This is a genomic window from Nocardia sp. BMG51109 (assembly GCF_000526215.1).
GTDB lineage: Bacteria > Actinomycetota > Actinomycetes > Mycobacteriales > Mycobacteriaceae > Nocardia.
In genome coordinates this window covers 5,419,057-5,436,389 of record NZ_JAFQ01000004.1, presented here as the reverse complement: position 1 = coordinate 5,436,389, position 17,333 = coordinate 5,419,057, and the positions used below count along the sequence as shown (strand labels likewise).

The window sequence follows — 17,333 nt, the reverse complement described above, 5'->3', positions numbered from 1 at the left end:
GGCCGGCCCGGGCGGCGGGGTTAGGCTCGACAGCAGCACCGATCCCGACTCCCGCGGAGGCCGACGTATGCGTCACCCGTTCCGACATCTGCTCATCGCATCGGGTGTGCTGCTCGCGGCGGCCACCTTCGCCGCTCCGGCGGGTGCCGACCCCTGGCCGCCCGCGCAGATCACCCTCACCGTCACGCCGGGCGACGGCTCCGCGCCGCCGCTGCGGACGGTGACCCTGGACTGCCCGCCCGGCGGGACGCACCCGAATCCCCTGGCCGCCTGTACCGAGCTGGCCGCCGCCGGCGGTGACTTCGACGCGCTGACGACCCAGGCCCCCCATCGCGTGTGCACCATGATCTGGGATCCGATCACCGTCACGGCGACGGGGCACTGGGGGACGCGGGCGGTCGACTACCGGCACACGTTCGCCAACAGTTGCGTGCTGGAGGGGGCGGCGGCGGTGTTCCGGTTCTGAGCGGCGGCCCCGTGCGGGCGTCGCGTCGCTCCGTAGCGCGTACGGCCCGGCGAGGCGAAACCCCTTGCCACGTCAGGGGTGTACCGAATCGGAGTCGGGTTCCAGCAGGTCGACGAATTGCGGCGGTCCGTCGGGACTCATTTTCAGGATCGGTACCGGCTTGTTCACCGGGTCGCCGGGCTCGACGAGATTGATGAAACGTACGGGCTGCGGAATTTCCCACCCGGCAACGCTCCGAAACACCCTGCCGTGCCGCCAATTCCCGGGGCAGGCAGACGATTGCGCGAATCTGCCGTCCACACAACGCTTTCGGGGCCGATCCCGGGCGGTCCCTGTCGCCACGTCAGGGTGCGGAGAACGTCAGGGTGCGGAGAAGTAGTGCTCCGAAATCCGGCGAAGCGTGCGAAGCGTATCGATGGCTTGCTCGTCGATATCGATGGGGGCGCCGGTGGCCTCGCCGAGCAGGAAGACGAACTCGACGAGCCGCATCGAGTCGATCAGGCCGGAGTCTATGAGGTCGAGATCCGGATCGATCGCGTCCGCGGGGGCTGTGTCGAGGACCCGGCTGCGTTCGACGAGCCAACGCTCGACGATCGCCAGACCTGCGCTGTCGCTTACCATTTCAGGTCAACTCCTGCCTGTCGGACTGCGCGCACGCGGCCGCCGCCCGGGCAACCGCGTCGGACATGTCGCCGAACCTCCCGTCGTAGCGCTGCCCGATGGCCTCGATCCACCGTTCGAGGCCCATGCCGACGCAGCCCGTCGAGACCACGGCGCCGGATTGCTGCCCGATGATCCGGCAGGCCTCGCCGAAGAATTTGCGATGCTCGTTGATCGAGGCGAGTGCGAGACCGTCGGCCCGGATCTCGTGCTTGCCCGGCCGCAGTCGCTGCCAGCGGGCGGCCTGCCCGGCCGGGGAGTAGAACGGGTCGGACGCCACGTCACGGGTCACCGGAATGTCCAGCTCGCAGGCGAAACGCAGCAGCTGCGTGCCGAACATCGTCAGCTTCTGACGGATCTGGCTGGGCGTTCCGAGCACAACGATCTCACGCATCCGGAAGGCACGCAGCCGACGCAGACCGGGTTCGCTGCGGGTCTCGTTCCGGAAACAGATTCCCCGTGCGGTCACCAGCGTCGGCTCGGCCACCGCCTGGTCGCGGAAGTGCGGATACAGGCCGTAACAGACCGCGGTCGGCAGACACAGCCGAGCCGGTTCCAGCAAGTCGGCGGGGATCTCCGCGCCGATTCCGTCCACATCGGTCGCGCTGGGACACAGCGGAGCCGCCGCCCACATCAGGTGGGGGAAGTTCCGGAACACCTGGAAGTCGGCCAGATCGGCGGCCTCGACCAGCGCGGGGGCCGTCATGGGCGCCGCACCGGCGCGCCGCGCCCAGCCGAGAAATACGCCGTCGAGCTGGTCGAGCAACCGGGTCGCATCGGACCCGAGCGTCGCGATCCCGTTGCGCACCACGGTATCCGCCCGGGCCGCCCCGGTGGGCCGGGTCATACCGGCACCTCCTCGACGAGACCGATCCTGCGCAGGAACGAGGTGGGCCTGCGCAGCAGCCTGGCCTCGGCCGCCCGCCGGCCGGGATGCGCCATCACCGCGCGGCGGAAGGCGACGGGGTCGGCGATGCCCGCGTCCCGGTATGCCTCGAGGCTGTAGAGCAAACCGACGCAGTACGACAGGTAGTCCCGCAGGTACCGCGCCACCTCGGTGTGTTCCGGTTCGGTCAGCCGGTCGCGCAGCCGCCCGTTCAGCAGCCCGACAAGCTCCCGGTTGAACGCGATGTGCCGGGATTCGTCGCGGTGGTGAATCGCGTTGATCTGCCTGATCGTCTCGTGCAGGGTCTCGTCGCGCGAGAGCACCTTGTTGCAGTGGTCGACGATCTCCTCGAACAGCAGGATCTTGGCGAACACCAGGAAATCCTCGACCTCGCGGCGGTGCAGCGGTGCGGTGCGGGCCCGGGGAAACCGGTAGACCTTCCCCCCGTAGCGGCGGCAGAACTGGGCGAAGAACCACATGTGTTCGTTCTCCTCGCCGATCAGGTGATGCAGATACTCCGACGGAATCTCGAATCCCGGCGTGTGCACCAGGCCGATCACCTCGATGAGCAGTTCCCGGATGCCGTGCACGTTCAGGCTGTAGAAGTTGACACTTTCCCATCTGCCGAGCCGGAGCAGCTGGTCGGCGGGGAGTTCGTCGCCGTACGGGGTGTTGTGGACGCTCAGGAGTTCCGGGGTCATCCACGGCCGGTCGGCGGGCAGCGAATCGGGCCACTCGAACATCCGGTACGGGTTGTAGTAGTCCTCGACCGACATCCGGCCGAGCCGGTCGAGCAACTCGACGAACCGGGAGTTCTCCAGGTCGTTCGGGATCAGGGTCATGCGCTGCCTCCTCGGCTCAGATCGACGGGGAGCGTGCTGAAGCCGCGCAGGAAGTTCGAGTAGATCGGGCTGGGCCGCCCGGCCGGCTCGATACCGTGCGCGGCGAGGCGCACCTCGTCCAGCACCACCGCGAGCTCGAGCCTGGCCAGCTGCGCGCCGATGCAGAAGTGCGGGCCGTACCCGAACGACAGGTGCGGATTGGGTCTGCGGCCGAGCCGGATCCGCTCGGGCTCGGGGAAGCGCTCCTCGTCCTGGTTGGCGGATACGTTCCAGAGCGTGACGACGTCCCCCGAACGGATCTGCCGCCCGCCGAGTTCGACATCGGTCAGGGCGACCCGTCCGAAGTGCATCGCGGGGACGTGCCAGCGGATGATCTCCTCCACCGCAGTGCCCAGATCGACTGTCCCCGAACGGAACTCGCGCCACAGCTCCGGCCGTTCGGTGAAGGTGTGGATCGCGCCGATCATCGACAGCCGGCTGGTCTCGTCCCCGCCGAGCAGCAGGCTGTAACAGTTGGCCACCACTTGCTCGTCGGTCAGCGGGGTTCCGTCGATCCGGGCCCGCACGAGCGTGCCGACCAAGTCCGAACCGGGGCAGTCCCGTTGCCGGGCAACATATTCGAGGAAATACAGCAGGATCTCCTGCCGACTCGCCAGACCGTCCGACTCCGGCCGGCCGGAACCCTCGGAGCTCAACGCCCGCTTGATCCAGGACAGCAGCATGTCGTGGTCGGACTCCGGGACACCGAGCAGGTCGCAGATCGTCCAGATCGGCACCCGGGACGCGATGTCGGCCGCGAAGTCGAACGCCCCCGCGCCGACCCGTTCGGCGAGCAGCGCCCGGGTACGCTCGCGCAGCCGCTGCGCGAGCCGGGACACGGCCTCCCTGGACAACGACGGTGCCATCAGCGCCCGGATCCGGCCGTGCCGGGGCGGGTCGGTCACCGCGAGCATCCGGCCCGCGGCGGAATCGTATCCGTTCAACAGGGTCAGCAGGATGTTGCCGCGCTGCGAGGTGAACCTGGCCGTATCCCGGTAGACCGCCAGGGCGTGCCGGTGCGTGCTGAGCACCCAGAAACCTTGGGCCCCATCCTGTCCGGGATGCCAGTGCACCGGCTCGGTGGCACGCAGCCGGCGCCAGTAGTCGGCGAGGTCGGGCCGCAGATGCGTCAGCGGGTCGGTGAGGTCGACGACGCCGGATCGGTCACCGGCCGGGGCCTCACCGAGCCGCGGCATGGGTCCGCTCGTTCCGGTCCAGTTCGCCGGCCAGCAGCCGGCCGATCTGCGCGATACTCGCAGCCTGGGTCAGGCCGCCGTGGGTTCCCGGCACCCGGTGCTCGACGGTATCCCCGTCGACGTGCGCCGCCCACCGATCCACCTTGTGTGCGGTGTCCTCGCCGCCCTCGCCGAGTGCCCGGACGTAGTCCAGCCGGCCGTGCAGCTTGCGGCGCGGCACGTACCTGCGCGACAACACGTAGTTTCTCTTGTGCAGTTCGAACATCCGCTGGAAGTGGTTGTCCGACAACAGGGAGTACGGGCCGGCGAGCCGGTCGAGTTCGGCCTTGATCTCCGGCAGCGGCGCGTCCCGGTACGCGTCGTCCGAGATCGGCGAGGTCTCGGCGAGGATCGCCAGGAAGTATCTGCGCAGGGCGTCGTCGCGGTCGAAGTCGGCGGTGGACGCCTCGAACGCCACCGGCGGGGGCGGCGAACTGTCCAGCAGGACAACGGATCCCACCTCATGCCCCATCCCCTGGAGCACGGTGGCCATCTCGAAGGCGACCCGGCCGCCGAACGACCACCCGAGCAGGTGGTACGGACCGTTCGGGGTGCATTCGCCGACCCGCGCGAGGTAGTCGGCCGCGAGTTCCTCCACCGACTCCGGCCGGTAGGCCGGGTCGCCCATCGCCCGGGCTTGCAGGCCGATCACCGGCCGGTCCGGCAGATAGCGGAGCAGCCCGGCGTAGCACCAGCTCAGGCCCGTGGCCGGATGCACGCAGAACAGCGGCGGCCGAGTTCCCGTGCGGCGCAACGGCAGTAGGACATCGAGCGAGCCGGACAGCCCATCCGGCGCGTGCATCAGCTCGGCCAGGCCCGCCGGCGTCGGCGCCTCCAGCAGGGTCCGCATCGACAGATCGATGCCGAGCACGGCGCGAACCCGCAGTACCAGCCGGGCGGCGGCCATCGACTGCCCGCCGAGATCGAAGAAGTCGTCCGACCGGCCCACCCGCTCGTGCCCGAGGACCTCGGCGAACAGCCGGCACAGCAGATGTTCCTGCGGCGAGCGGGCGGCGTCCGGGGCAGCGGGCGGGGCAGCGGCCTCGGCGCCCGCCGCCAGGGCTCCGTAGTCGAGCTTGCCGTGCCGGGTGAGCGGCAGACGGTCGCAGCGGATGACCCGGTCCGGGCACAGGTGGCGCGGGAGCCGTTGTGCGAGATGGGCTCTGAGCGATCCCGCGGCCACGGTGCCGGCGGCGACGGCGTAGGCCACCAGCTGTTCGCCCGCGGCGACCACGGCGGCCTGCCGGACCGCCGGATGATCGACCAGCGCGGCCTCCACCTCGCCCGGTTCGATGCGCCGGCCGCGCAGCTTGATCTGCCGATCGAGCCGTCCCGCGAATTCGAGCTGCCCGTCGGCCAGTTCCCGGACGAGATCGCCGGATCGGTAGCGGCGCACACCGTCGGCGCCCGGCACGAACCGGGCGGCGGTCAACTCCGGCAACCCGAGGTAGCCGAGTGCGACACCGTCGCCGCCGATGAGCAGTTCACCGACCTCGCCGGGCGGAACCGGCCGCAGGCGCTCGTCGACGACCCGGACGGTGGTGCCGGGGATCGCCCACCCGATGGGTGCGGGAGCCGCGCCGCCGGATACCTCGCCGATCGTGGTGCACACCGTCGCCTCGGTCGGCCCGTAGGCATTGCGGACCCGGTGCCGCACACACCACCGGCTCAGCACGTCCCGGCTCGGCGCCTCGCCCGCGACCACGATGCGCAGGCCGCCGGGCACGCGGTCCTCGGGTACCGTCGCCAGCACCGAGGGCACCATGATCAGGTGGGTGACACCGTGGGTGCCGATCAGTTCGGCGATCGCGGACCCGCTGACGGGCTGCCCGGGTGGCGTGAATACCGCTGTCGCACCGGAACACAGCGCCAGGGTGAGTTCGGCGATCGAGGCGTCGAACGTGGTCGCGGCGAATTGCAGCACGCGGGCGCCGGCTCCCGCGTCCAGCGCGGCGGCCAGGGCGCGGGCCATGGCCGGGATGCCGCGATGGCCCACCAGCACGCCCTTCGGCGCGCCCGACGAGCCCGAGGTGAACAGGAGATACGCGCCGTCGCCCGGCGCGATCGGCACCGGTGGCGGCGCGGCGGCGTCGCCGAGTTCCCCCGCGGGCATCGCCTCGACCCGGATCACCCGGATATCGGCGCAGCACTCCGGTAATACGGTGTCGGCGCCGGTCAGCAGCGCGACCGGCGTGGCGACCGAAAGACGGTGCCGGACTTGGTCTTCCGGCTGGTCGAGGTCGAGGGGCAGATAGATCGCGCCGAGCCGCCACAGCGCCGGTACGGCCGCGGCGGTCAGCGGTGCGGGGCCGCCGGCCACGGCTACCACGTCCCCCTTGCCGACGCCCTGCTCGCTCAGCCGCCCGGCCAGCCGCCCGCACCACCGATCGAGCTGCCGGTAGCTCAGCGACCGGTCGCCGAGCGCGACCGCGGGGGCGAACGGCGTCCGGTCCACCTGCTCGGCGAATGTCGTCGGCCAGCCCTGCCACCGGACCGCCGCCGGTGCGGCGACATCGCGCACCCGGATGTGCGGCGAACCGGCCGCCCGGGCGATGAGTTCACACAGCCGATCCAGCAGCGCCCGCAATTCCGGCCTGCGGTATCGGGCGGGATCACCGGCCAGCTCGAGCGCGAGGGCGCCGCCGGCCACCGGACGATGGACGGTCAGCTCCAGATCGGCAACCGGGCCGTAGTTCCAGGGCAGGATCGCCGCCGCGGCCGTGCCGAAATCCGGTCGCTGCTCGTCGAACAGCATCATGTTGACGCCGGCGCCCGTCGACACGGGCAGACCCGCGGCGAGCAGGTCCCGGCGCATGTCCTCGCGCCGGTAGCGCTGGTGCGGCAGTGCGCGCCAGATCGCGGTCCTGGCCGATGCGGTGACCTCGGCGAGGGTCGCGGCGGGGCGCACCGTCAACAGCAGCGGCACCCGGTTGGCGGTGACGCCGGTGGTGCGCCGCAGCGCATCCGAATCCCGGCCGCTGACGCTGAGTTCGAGCCGGACGGTGCCGCCGTCCTGGACGACACGGCCATTCGCGGCGGAGCCGAGCGCGATCGCGAAGCAGCCGACGACCGTCGCGGAGACCCCCGGACGTTGTGCCGCACGGGATTCCACCGCGACGGACAGCTCCGCCCCGAGCGAGCGACGCACTCGGACCGGAAGCCCGGACGGCTCGGCCGCCGGACCGGCCGTGCCGCCCCGCCCGAGGGCGGCCAGCCAATGCGCGCGGTCGGCGGCGTAGGCGGCCGACTCGCGGTAGGCGGATTCGGCACGCAGAACCGTGCCGACACCGGGATCGTCGGCGATCGATGGCGCCGTGCCGCGGCACAGCGCCCGGTAGGCCGCCGCGATCCGGCTCAACCGCAATCGGGCGGTGTGCCCATCGAGCAGCACGTGATGGCCGCGCCACGCCAGCAGGTTCCGATCACCGGCCAGCCGGACGAGGACGAGGGCCCAGGCCCGCTCGGCGGCGGCGCCCACCGGGGCGGACAGACGCCCCGACAACAGCCGCCACGCCGACGTCCACCCGTTCGGACTGTCGCTCAGATCGACGATCTCCAGCGTCTCGCGCGCGTCCGGGGACGCCGCGAAGCGCAGCTCACCGGCGTCGTCGGCGACGATCCACGAGGCCGTCTCGTCGTGCTCGGCCACCCACCTCGCCGCCCGCGCCAGCAGGACGGTGTCCAGCGGCCCGGTGAGGACGACGATCTCGGCGGCCAGGTACGGATCGCGCCGGCCGAGCGGAGACTGCGCCAGCCAGATCTCCTCCTGTGCCCGCGACAGCCGGATGCCGGTCATGGCCGAGACCTCCTGCCCGCCGCCGCCCGGAGGTTCAGGACGCCCTTGAGCATGCAGCGCTCGCCCCAGAACGAGTTGCGCCCGTGCAACACCCTGCGGTTGTGCACGAACACCGCGTCGCCCGGCGTCAGCCGGACCGGTGTCACCAGTCCACCATCCACGAGACGGTGTTCACAGAACTCGGTGAAGCGCCCGCACATCTCGATCACGCGGGCCGGGTTGTCCGGGGCGACCCGGGTACTGCTCCAGGTGAACACCGGATCCGCACCCTCGTATCCGATCACCTTCCCGCTCGCCGACCGCTCCCCCTTGACGAAGGTGACGTCCAGATTCAGCAGCGACTCGAGCAGGTCGGGGTCGTACGCGGCGAGATAGTCGACGACGACGGCGCCGTCGACCACGAAGGTCGCGCCGCCGAACCGGGCGGCGGTGCGGCACCGGAGGAAGAAGACGTCGAAATCGACATCGCTGTAGGCGCCGTCGACGTGCAGGGGCATCCGGTGGTCTCCGTAGCGGTAGGGCGAGGTGGCCACCAGGTCCGGTTCGAAACGGATGTCCAGCCAGCCCGGCCGGTCGAGCCCGGCGCTCACCGGATCCTCGTCCCGGAAGTGGAACTCGCCGATCGCGTCGGCCAGGCCCCGGTAGAAACCGTCGTCACCGGAGGGGGCCCGCCGCAGCACCACGACCTTGTGCTCGGACAACGCCGTGCGCACGGTCTCGGCGACGCCCGAGATCTCCCCGGCGGCCGCGAACTCAGTGAGAAATCGCATCGACGGCCCCTCCCCGCAGTTCCCTGGACGGTGCCCGCCCGTCGCTGACCAGCACGCGATGGATCTCTCGCCGCCGACCGTGGTAGTCGTTCAGCGCGTGGTGCTGCACGCACCGGTTGTCGATCACCACCACGAGCCCGGCGGACCAGCGGATCCGGCCGGTGAACCGGTCGTCGACCAGGTGCCGCGAGAGTTCCGCGATCAGCCGTTCGGCCTCGGCCGGCGGCAGCCCGACGATGCCCGACATGTGACAGGCACTGACGTAGAGGCCCTTTCGGCCGGTCTGCGGGTGCCGCCGGACCAGCGGATGGGCGAACGTGCGGTCCGCTCGGTCCCGGTCGTCGATCCGCGCCACGTCGCCGATCGAGAAGTTCGTCGCACGGCCGCTGCCGTGCACCTTCGAGGCGGTGAACACGCCGTCCAGGTCCTCGATGCGCTCCTTGACGTCGCCGGGGAGGGCGTCGTAGGCCGCGCACATGCTCGCCACCAGCGTGTCCCCGCCGCGCTCCGGGATGTCGACGCCGCGCAGCACGGTATATGCGGGCGGGACCTCGTGATACGGCGAATCGGTATGCCACACACCACCGAAATTGCTGCTCGAGTCCCTCTCCTTGATGATGCGGAAGATTCCCGGATACCCGTCGAGCGGCCGGCCGAACGGATACTCCTCGACGGTGCCGAGCCGCCGGGCGAAGGCCAGATGCGCCGACGGATCCAGGTTCTGCTGCCCCTCCAGGCAGACGACGTGCCGGTCGAGCACCAGCCGCGTGATCCGGTCGAACTCCCCGGGGCCGAGCCGGTCCAGCCGAACGCCCGTGACGCGGGACCCGATCGCCGGTGCGATGTCGGCGGCCCTCATCGCGTTCCCTCCCGCACGGATACCGGCCCGAGGTCGATCCGGGGGAACTCGCTCGTGACCCGGCGCAGCCGGGTCGCGGACGGTTCGGTGGTGATCATCTGACCGCAGCCGGCGTCCACGTCGCGCGCCTTGCTCGGGATGACGTAGGCCGGTTGCCCCTGGTCGGCGAGCCAGTCGGCGAAAAGTACGGCGTGCTCGTCCGGCACCCGCTCGAACGGCAGGCCCGCAACCTCGTTCCACAGCAGGACCTTGACCGTGAACAGGTCCGGATCCAGCAGGGCGGCCAGCTCCCGGGCATCGCCGGCCGAGTCGTTGATCCCGCGCAGCAACAGGTAGCTGATGTCCACCCGCCGCCCCGTACTCGTCGCGAACTCGGTCGCGGCGGCCAGCACGGCCTCGATCGGATACTTGCGGTTCAGCGGCACCAGAGTGGTGCGGAGCGGGTCGGTGGCGGCGTGCAGCGAGACATAGAGATCGACGGTGGGCGCCTCGGCGGCCAGCCGCCGGATCGCGGGCACGATCCCCATCGTCGATATCGCCACGTTCCGGATGTCGTCGTGCCCGGCGAGCCGCAGCGCGGCGTCGCGCACCGGCTCGTAGTTCAGCATCGGCTCGCCCATCCCGGCGAACACCACCCGGATACCACCCGAGATGCCCTCCTCCCGCGCGGCGGCGAACACCTGCGCGGAGATCTCCTCGGCGGACAGGTTCTTACGCATCGGTTGCAGGCCGGTGGCGCAGAAGCGGCATCCGACATTGCAGCCCGCCTGGCTCGAAATGCACACCACCGCACCGCTCGGCAGATCCAGCCGGCGCTCGCCGCACTGCGCGGCGGGCTGGATGAAGCTGGTGGGTGTCGTCCGGAACAGGACGCTCTCCACCTCATGGCCGCCTTCCAGCCGCCAGACGAACCGGACGCTGCCGTCTTCGCTGCGGGATTTCTTGGCGAGTTCCACCATCACCGGTTCTCCTCCCAGGCTCGGGAAACTCCGCACTGCTGCGGCTTTTCCAGACGTTTGCCGGACATCACTTCTTCGTGCGTGCGGACCGGATCCAGCCGCCACGCCTCGAGCTGATCCCTGTCGAGGGCCGATCGATACCGCCAGGGCAGGCCGGGGTAGTCGGCGGGCACCGAGGTGATGGTCGGCACGGGGAGCCGGTCGCCGTACAGCCTCCCGGCCCAGAGATCCCCGCTGCCGTCGAGCACCCCGACCCGGTCGTGGTCGAGCAACCGGCTCACCGGCAGGTGCGGAGGGATACGCAGGCTGTTCTCGGCACCAGGGAGATCCTCGCGGCCGATCCAGTCCACGAGTTCGTCCTGCCGGTCGTTGAGGTGGTCGTCGGCGTACAGCGTGGACATCACGATGGGGACGGCGACGCCACCCGCCGCGCGGAAGGCCAGCAGTCCGGCGCGGCGCTGCCGCGCCTGGTTCGGGGTGTCGAAGGCGCTCACCGAGACTCGCAGCTCGGCACCGGCGGCGACCAGCCCGGCCAGCGTGTCCGGATCGATGGGCCGGAAGTGCTTGGTCACGAAGACGGGGCAGCGGTCCGAGTCGCGGACCAGGCGGGCCAGTTCGAGCGCCTTGGGCCAGTTCCAGGACGCGTCGCTGTTCCAGCCGTTGCGCAGGAATCTCTGGTTCGCGGGCAGGGCCCGCAGATCCGCGGTGAACACGGCGGCATCCAGCACGTTCTCGACGCGGACGCCGAAGTCGTAGCCGGCGTCGAACGCCCCGCGAGCCGCGAAACAACTCCCGTAGCAGATCTGTGTCGCCGGCAGGCAACCGAGATAGAGGTCGGAGGTCAGGCTGTCGAACGGAAGCCCGCCGGCGCGTCCGGCGCGGATGGTGGCGGGGGCGGGGGCATGGAGTTCGCGGTCTCCGATCATCGCCCGGGAACTCTTCGCGACTGCGTCGCGGATCTGTTGATCCGCACTGGTGACGACCTTCATCCTGCAACCACCCTTCCGGTAGGTACTGCGAAGATTTCCTTGGGCGCGAAGATCTTTGTCGCTTTCAGCCACCGCCGGCCGCGGAACTCCTCGCGGCGGTGCAGGAGCTGTGCGTTGTCGTAGAGTGCGAGATCGCCCGTCGACCAGCGATGGGAGTAGATCGCGGCGGGGCGGGTGAGCCGCTCCAGCACGCATTTCTTCAGCTCCGCCGAACGTGCCTCGTCCAGGCCGCTGAAGTCGATGGTGTTGTCGCTGACGTAGGCGCACCGCTTCCCCGAGGAGGGGCTGACCAGCAACGCCGGATGCGACACCCGCACCCGCGGCACGTTGTCGTGGTTGTGGGCCGGCTCGTAACCGGCTCGCCGCGTGGCGAGTTCGGTGATGCTCGCGCCGTCGAGTCCGGTGCTGTCGACATCGGTCGACACGAAGCTGGTCGCACCGCCGGAGCGAGCCGGGACGACACAGTACAGAACGGCCAGCGTCGCCGGTTGCTCGCGATGCTGCTGATCGGAGTGCCAGAAGTCGGTGGTGTCGCCGGGAAAGCCGATCGGGTCCCCGCCGTCGTCGCGCAGATTGGACAGGTATCCGATGGCGGGATAGTCCGGCGACAGGCACACCTTCCGGGAGGATTCCTCCAGCGGGCCGATGCGCCGCGCCAGCCGGAACAGGTCGTGGTCGTCCAGCGACTGGCGCCGGAAGATCACCAGGCCGGCCCGCTCCACCAGTTGCAGCACCTCGGCCAATTCGTCGGATGAGCTGTCCTGTAGCGCGATATCCTCGACCAGCACACCGAACGCGCGGGTCAATGGTGTGACTCTCATGCATCCTCCCCTGGTAGCGACGAGACGTGTTCTTCGCCGAGATGCAGGCGCCACAGGGCGGCGTACGGGCCGCCGCGGGCCACCAGCTGCTCGTGTGTGCCTTCCTCCGCGACCGCTCCGCCGTTGTCCAGCACGACGATTCGATCGGCGCGCCTGGCCGTGGACAGCCGATGGGCGATGACGATCAGCGTGCGGCCGCGGGCGAGTTCCCCGAGCGAGCGCGCGATATCGGCCTCGGTGCTGTTGTCCACCGCGGAAGTGGCCTCGTCGAGCACCATGATCGGCGCGTCCTTGACGATCGCGCGGGCCAGGGAGATTCGCTGCTTCTGCCCGCCGGACAGGGCGACCCCGCGCTCCCCCGTCCTGGTTTCGTAGCGCAGGGGCAGGTTCTCGATGAACCGGTCGGCCACGGCCGCCTTCGCGGCGGCGGTGATCCGGTCCTCGTCGGCACCGCGGCTGCCGTATCCGATATTGCCGGCGATCGTGCCGTCGAACAGGAACGCGTCCTGACCGACGAACGCGATCGTGTTCCGCAGATCGGCCAGGTTCAGCTCGCCGATATCCTTGCCGTCCAGCAGAATTCGGCCCGCGTCGGCCTCGTGCAGGCGCAGCAGCAATTTCGCGATGGTCGTCTTCCCGAGGCCGGAGGCACCGACGATCGCGGTGACCCGGCCGGGCGCGATGCGCAGGGACAGGTTCCGCAGGACCGGGGGCCGCTGCGGGTACGCGAACGTCACCTCGTCGAAGACCAGCTCGCCCCGGACCGCTGCGGGAGACAGCCGCGCACCGTGACCGTTCGGCTCGACCGACAGCTCACGCAGCAGGAGCAACCGCCGCAGCGACGCGACCGTGCGCTGGTACTCGCCGATGTTGCCGCTCAGGGCCGGCAGCCGCCACAGCAGTTGCTGGGGCAGCATGAACAGCGGATAGAACGACTCGAAGGCCAGCGCACCGCCCGTGACGGCGAGCCCGCCCCCGAACAGCGTCGCACCGATCGAGGCCGTCACGATCGCCCGCACGGTCTCGTTGTAGGTCGCGGCCGCCCTGTCGATGCGGTTGTTGCTCGCGCGGGACTCCGCGCTCAGTTCCCGGATGCGCCGGGCCTCGTAGTCCTCGGCGCCGAAGCTCTTGACCGTGGTGCCGGCCTCCAGCGTGTTGATCAACCGGCTCATCAGCTCCGACCGGCTGTCCATGGCAGTCCGGTGACGCGGCGCCGAAACAGTGTTGTGCCGCACCGACATCCAGACGATCAGTGGCACCGGCAGGAAGACGATCCAGGCGATCACCGGGGCGAACGCCGTGAAGGCGAGCAGCAGCACGGTGAAGCTGGTACCGAGCTGGACGATGTCGTTCGCCGAGGTCGCCAGGAATCGGCCGAACTGCTCGGTGTCGGCGGTCAGCATCTGCGCGATCCTGGTCGTGCGCTCGTTCTCGAGATGGCGTAGTTCGATTCGCAGTGCGTGCGAATACATCTCGTGCCGCCACTCGTGCTGTACGGCCTGGGCGAGATCGCGCCAGAGCGTCGCGGCATGGTAGGCGAAGATCGATCCGACGGAGTACACCACGGTCGCGGCGCCGGCCAGGAAGGCCAGCTGGACGCCGGCCGTCTCCAGGCCCAGCCCGAGCAGCAGGCCGGCCGGACCGTTGAAGAACACCAGCCCGATCCATCCGATGCACATGCTGAAGGTGGTCGTCATCACCTGGGCCAGTACGGAACAGGCCGAGGCCGCGTACAGGCGCTGACGATGCCGGCCGACCATGCGTAGCAGCGGATTACGGACGATCGCCGTCGTGTCCGAGCCCGCTCGCGAGGTGTCCGAGCCCGCTCGCGAGTCGTCGCCTCCCCGGGCCGCCGGTTGCGACCGGCGCCAGGCATAGCACACCGCACCTGCCGTGCCCGCGAGCACGACACCGAGGCGCACCAGCGGTTGCGCGGCGATCAGCGCCATCGCCACCGAGCCGCCGCCGGTCGCGAACAACGCCAGCGGTGTGCCCGGGGACCTGCGGCGCGGTGGCACAACTGGACGGGTGATCGAATCCTGGTGCGCGGCAACGGCATCTCGAATGAACCCGCCGATCTCGGCCTCGCTCAGCGCCGGATCGTGCAGCACCAGCACCCGCCCGGTGACCGGATTGACGCGCACCTCCAGAATGCCGGGCAATTGCCCGATCGTATGCTCGACCCGGGCCGCGAGGGCCTTTCTCTTCCGTAAGGGTTCGACATGCCAGCGTTGCCGTCCCGGAATGACGGACCGCGGACATATCGAATGTCCAATAGAATTCATATCGCCTCAACCGTTCACTCAGATCTCACGCCATTGCCTGAATGGCATATGGCGCAAGATTTTTCGAACGCCCATATCACGGTTCGAATGAACCGCGTGGCGGCGAATTGAAGAGAGGGGTATCCGTCAGCGGGTTGTGTTGCGCGCCTTCGATGACGGCTTGACCTCGCGGGTACGGTCACCCTCGGGCGACTCCGCGGCCGGCTCGGTGAAGGTCGCCTCGGCGGCCGCCTCGGCGACGATGTCCTGTAAGTCCTCACTCACCTCGGCCGCAGCGCGTTTGGCCTCGATGGCAAGTCCCACAGTGGTTTTCACGGCTCCGCGTATCACGGGCTTCACGATTTTGGTCGCCAGTGGCGCCGCCACCATCCCGACAAGAAATGAGACCGCAGGCACAGGAAGCATGAGATTTCACTCTTTTCCGCCCGCTACCAACCCACCCGGCGGGCATTCTGGTGTCGACCGTCATGAACTGTTGAAATCCGATGACGCGGACGGTCTTCTACAAGATAGCCCGCCGCTTTGAGAGGGGTCAAGGGATCCGGACCGACTGGCCGCATCTCTTAAGCTGTCGCCCTTGGCTTTTGCGGCGGCGGCACCACCGCGCGGACGTCCGGCGCCGTAGGATGGTGGTGGTATCCGAGGCTGTCCCGCGCGGCTACCGGCAGCATTGGCCCGCAGGTCGCGGCATGGTTGCCCGGTCACGAAGAGCACTCGGTCGCAGGGTTCCCGCCGCAGACGTTGCCCGATCGACGAACGGTGTGTGCAGCCGATGATCCCGAACACGCCGACCTACAACCCGCCCTCCGTCGGCGTGCCCCGCGGCCGCCCGCGGAAACCATTGCGTGCCTTCGGTTTCTACGCCATTGCCACATCGCACACGCCACCGGCCGGAGCACGCCGGCAAGCCCCGATCAGGCGGATCGATCATCCGGGGAGTCGCCGACGACATACAGCGGCAGGCGCAGCGCGGCGGGCGCGTCCGCGGGAACCACCGGCCGCCGCGGGCGGACCGGGCGGATGCGGCGGTAGGTCTCCCCCATCGCCGGGCGGGTGTCGTCCTCGTCCTTGTTCGGCCACAGGGAGGCGGCGCGTTCGGCCTGGGCCGCGATCGTCAAGGAGGGATTCACGCCGAGATTCGCCGAAATCGCCGATCCGTCAACGACACTCAGCGTCGGATAGCCCCACACGCGGTGGTAGGGATCGAGCACGCCGTGCTCGGCGTCGGCGCCGATCGCGCAGCCGCCGATGAAATGGGCCGTCATCGGGATGCCGAAGATATCGGGCCAGGTGCTGCCCGCGGTGGCGGCGAGCTTGTCGGCGACGCGGCGGGTCACGTCGTGGCCGGGCGGGATCCAGGACGGGTTGGGGTCGCCGTAGCCCTGCGTGCTGGTGTAGCGGCGCCCGAGCAGCCCGCGCTTGGTGTACGTGGTGATCGAGTTGTCCAGGCTCTGCATGACCAGCAGGATCAGGGTCCGCTCGCTCCACCGGTGGGTGCGCAGCAGGCGCACGGTGCGGAGCGGATGCGCCGCGGCCGTGCCGAGGACCCGAGCCCAGCGCGGCGTCCGGTGACCGCCGTCGACCATATAGGTCTGCAACAGCCCCATCGCATTCGAGCCCTTGCCGTAGCGGACCGGCTCGACGTGGGTGTCGGAGGTCGGATGGATCGACGAGGTGATGGCGACACCGGCGGTGAGATCCAGCGACGGGTCGACCTCCGTGCGGCCCGCGCCCAGGATGGCCTCGGAGTTGGTCCGGGTCAGCACCCCCAGCCGCGCCGAAAGGTCCGGCAGCACACCACGATCCCGCATCCGGAACAGCAGGTTCTGGGTGCCCCAGGTGCCGGCGGCCAGCACCACCTGCCGGGCGGCGAACGTGCGCGGCCGGCGCCGGACCCAGGAGCCGGTGCGCCGGGTGTCGACCAGCCAGCTGCCGTCGGCCTGCGGGCGCAACGCCGTCACGGTGGTCAGCGGATGCACCTGGGCGCCGGCCCGCTCGGCCAGCCCGAGATAGTTCTTGACGAGGGTGTTCTTCGCGCCGTGCCGGCAGCCGGTCATACATTCGCCGCACTCGACGCAGCCGGTGCGGTCGGGCCCGACACCGCCGAAATACGGGTCGGGAGCGGACTTTCCGGGCTCGCCGAAGTACACGCCCACCGGCGTCGGCACGTAGGTGTCGGCGACGCCCATATCCTCGGCGACCGATCGGATGATCTCGTCCGCCGGCGTCTCGTGCGGATTGCGCACCACGCCCAGCATCGCCTGCGCCTGCTCGTAGTGCGGGCTCAGTTCGGCGTCCCAGTCGGTGATGCCGGCCCACTGCCGATCACCGAAGAACGCCGGACCCGGCTTGTAGAGCGTATTGGCGTAGTTCAGCGAGCCGCCGCCGACGCCGGCCCCGGCGAGAATGAAACAGTCCCGCAACCGATGGACCCGCTGAATTCCGAAGCAGCCCAGCCGCGGCGCCCACAGATAACGGCGCAGATCCCAGTTCGTCGCGGCGAAATCGGCATCCGTGAATCGCCGCCCGGCCTCCAATACCGCGACGCTGTAACCCTTTTCCACCAATCGCAGCGCCGTCACGCTGCCACCGAATCCGGATCCGACGATCAGCACGTCGACATCGAAATGCCGCTCTGCGGCCATGGCCACCTCCTGGCCTCGACGCTAACAGCCCGGACCGTCGCAGAAACCACATTCTGTGGCCGCTACCAGCACGCCGCGCCC

14 protein-coding genes are annotated in these 17,333 nt (G+C 69.8%); 1 reads left to right on the top strand and 13 read right to left on the bottom strand.

Annotation, left to right across the window (positions count from 1 at the left end; all coding sequences use genetic code 11):
* The first annotated feature begins 67 nt into the window (after positions 1 to 67).
* A complete protein-coding gene (locus D892_RS0126045) occupies positions 68 to 466 on the top strand; it encodes a subtilase-type protease inhibitor (protein WP_024804048.1) in 399 nt (132 codons plus the stop codon).
* Positions 467 to 826: 360 nt separating this feature from the next.
* Here D892_RS0126045 and D892_RS0126035 read toward each other — a convergent pair whose 3' ends face one another.
* The 13 genes from D892_RS0126035 to D892_RS0125975 form a co-directional block, all read right to left on the bottom strand.
* The gene (locus D892_RS0126035) at positions 827 to 1,087 is read right to left on the bottom strand and encodes an acyl carrier protein (RefSeq protein WP_024804047.1); all 261 of its coding nucleotides are present in this window, start codon (positions 1,085 to 1,087) and stop codon (positions 827 to 829) included.
* Position 1,088: 1 nt separating this feature from the next.
* Complete coding sequence (locus D892_RS0126030; RefSeq protein WP_024804046.1) at positions 1,089 to 1,973, bottom strand: hypothetical protein; 885 nt, start codon at positions 1,971 to 1,973, stop codon at positions 1,089 to 1,091.
* Positions 1,970 to 2,854: a diiron oxygenase gene (locus D892_RS0126025; protein ID WP_036567491.1), complete on the bottom strand. Its 885-nt coding sequence runs from the start codon at positions 2,852 to 2,854 to the stop codon at positions 1,970 to 1,972. Before D892_RS0126025 ends, D892_RS0126030 begins: the two co-directional genes overlap by 4 nt.
* Positions 2,851 to 4,089 (bottom strand): cytochrome P450, encoded by a 1,239-nt coding sequence (locus tag D892_RS0126020; RefSeq protein WP_024804044.1) that lies wholly within the window; start codon positions 4,087 to 4,089, stop codon positions 2,851 to 2,853. The genes D892_RS0126025 and D892_RS0126020 overlap by 4 nt, the downstream gene beginning before the upstream one ends.
* Positions 4,073 to 7,924: a non-ribosomal peptide synthetase gene (locus D892_RS0126015; protein WP_024804043.1), complete on the bottom strand. Its 3,852-nt coding sequence runs from the start codon at positions 7,922 to 7,924 to the stop codon at positions 4,073 to 4,075. Before D892_RS0126015 ends, D892_RS0126020 begins: the two co-directional genes overlap by 17 nt.
* Positions 7,921 to 8,694, bottom strand: coding sequence for a TauD/TfdA family dioxygenase (locus D892_RS0126010; protein ID WP_024804042.1), 774 nt, complete (start codon positions 8,692 to 8,694; stop codon positions 7,921 to 7,923). The genes D892_RS0126015 and D892_RS0126010 overlap by 4 nt, the downstream gene beginning before the upstream one ends.
* Entirely contained in the window at positions 8,678 to 9,553 is an 876-nt protein-coding gene (locus D892_RS0126005; RefSeq protein ID WP_024804041.1) for a TauD/TfdA family dioxygenase, read from the bottom strand. Before D892_RS0126005 ends, D892_RS0126010 begins: the two co-directional genes overlap by 17 nt.
* The gene (locus D892_RS0126000) at positions 9,550 to 10,512 is read right to left on the bottom strand and encodes a 23S rRNA (adenine(2503)-C(2))-methyltransferase RlmN (RefSeq protein WP_024804040.1); all 963 of its coding nucleotides are present in this window, start codon (positions 10,510 to 10,512) and stop codon (positions 9,550 to 9,552) included. Before D892_RS0126000 ends, D892_RS0126005 begins: the two co-directional genes overlap by 4 nt.
* Positions 10,512 to 11,501, bottom strand: coding sequence for a hypothetical protein (locus D892_RS0125995; RefSeq protein ID WP_024804039.1), 990 nt, complete (start codon positions 11,499 to 11,501; stop codon positions 10,512 to 10,514). The genes D892_RS0126000 and D892_RS0125995 overlap by 1 nt, the downstream gene beginning before the upstream one ends.
* On the bottom strand, positions 11,498 to 12,322 hold the full coding sequence (locus D892_RS0125990) for a TauD/TfdA family dioxygenase (RefSeq protein WP_063629974.1): 825 nt from the start codon (positions 12,320 to 12,322) through the stop codon (positions 11,498 to 11,500). The genes D892_RS0125995 and D892_RS0125990 overlap by 4 nt, the downstream gene beginning before the upstream one ends.
* Positions 12,319 to 14,484: an ABC transporter ATP-binding protein gene (locus D892_RS0125985; protein WP_024804037.1), complete on the bottom strand. Its 2,166-nt coding sequence runs from the start codon at positions 14,482 to 14,484 to the stop codon at positions 12,319 to 12,321. The genes D892_RS0125990 and D892_RS0125985 overlap by 4 nt, the downstream gene beginning before the upstream one ends.
* Positions 14,485 to 14,733: 249 nt before the next feature.
* Positions 14,734 to 14,976, bottom strand: a complete 243-nt coding sequence (locus D892_RS0125980) for a DUF5132 domain-containing protein (RefSeq protein WP_255360303.1) — start codon at positions 14,974 to 14,976, stop codon at positions 14,734 to 14,736.
* Between the two features lie 545 nt (positions 14,977 to 15,521).
* Positions 15,522 to 17,252 (bottom strand): GMC oxidoreductase, encoded by a 1,731-nt coding sequence (locus D892_RS0125975; protein ID WP_024804035.1) that lies wholly within the window; start codon positions 17,250 to 17,252, stop codon positions 15,522 to 15,524.
* Between the last annotated feature and the right edge of the window lie 81 nt (positions 17,253 to 17,333).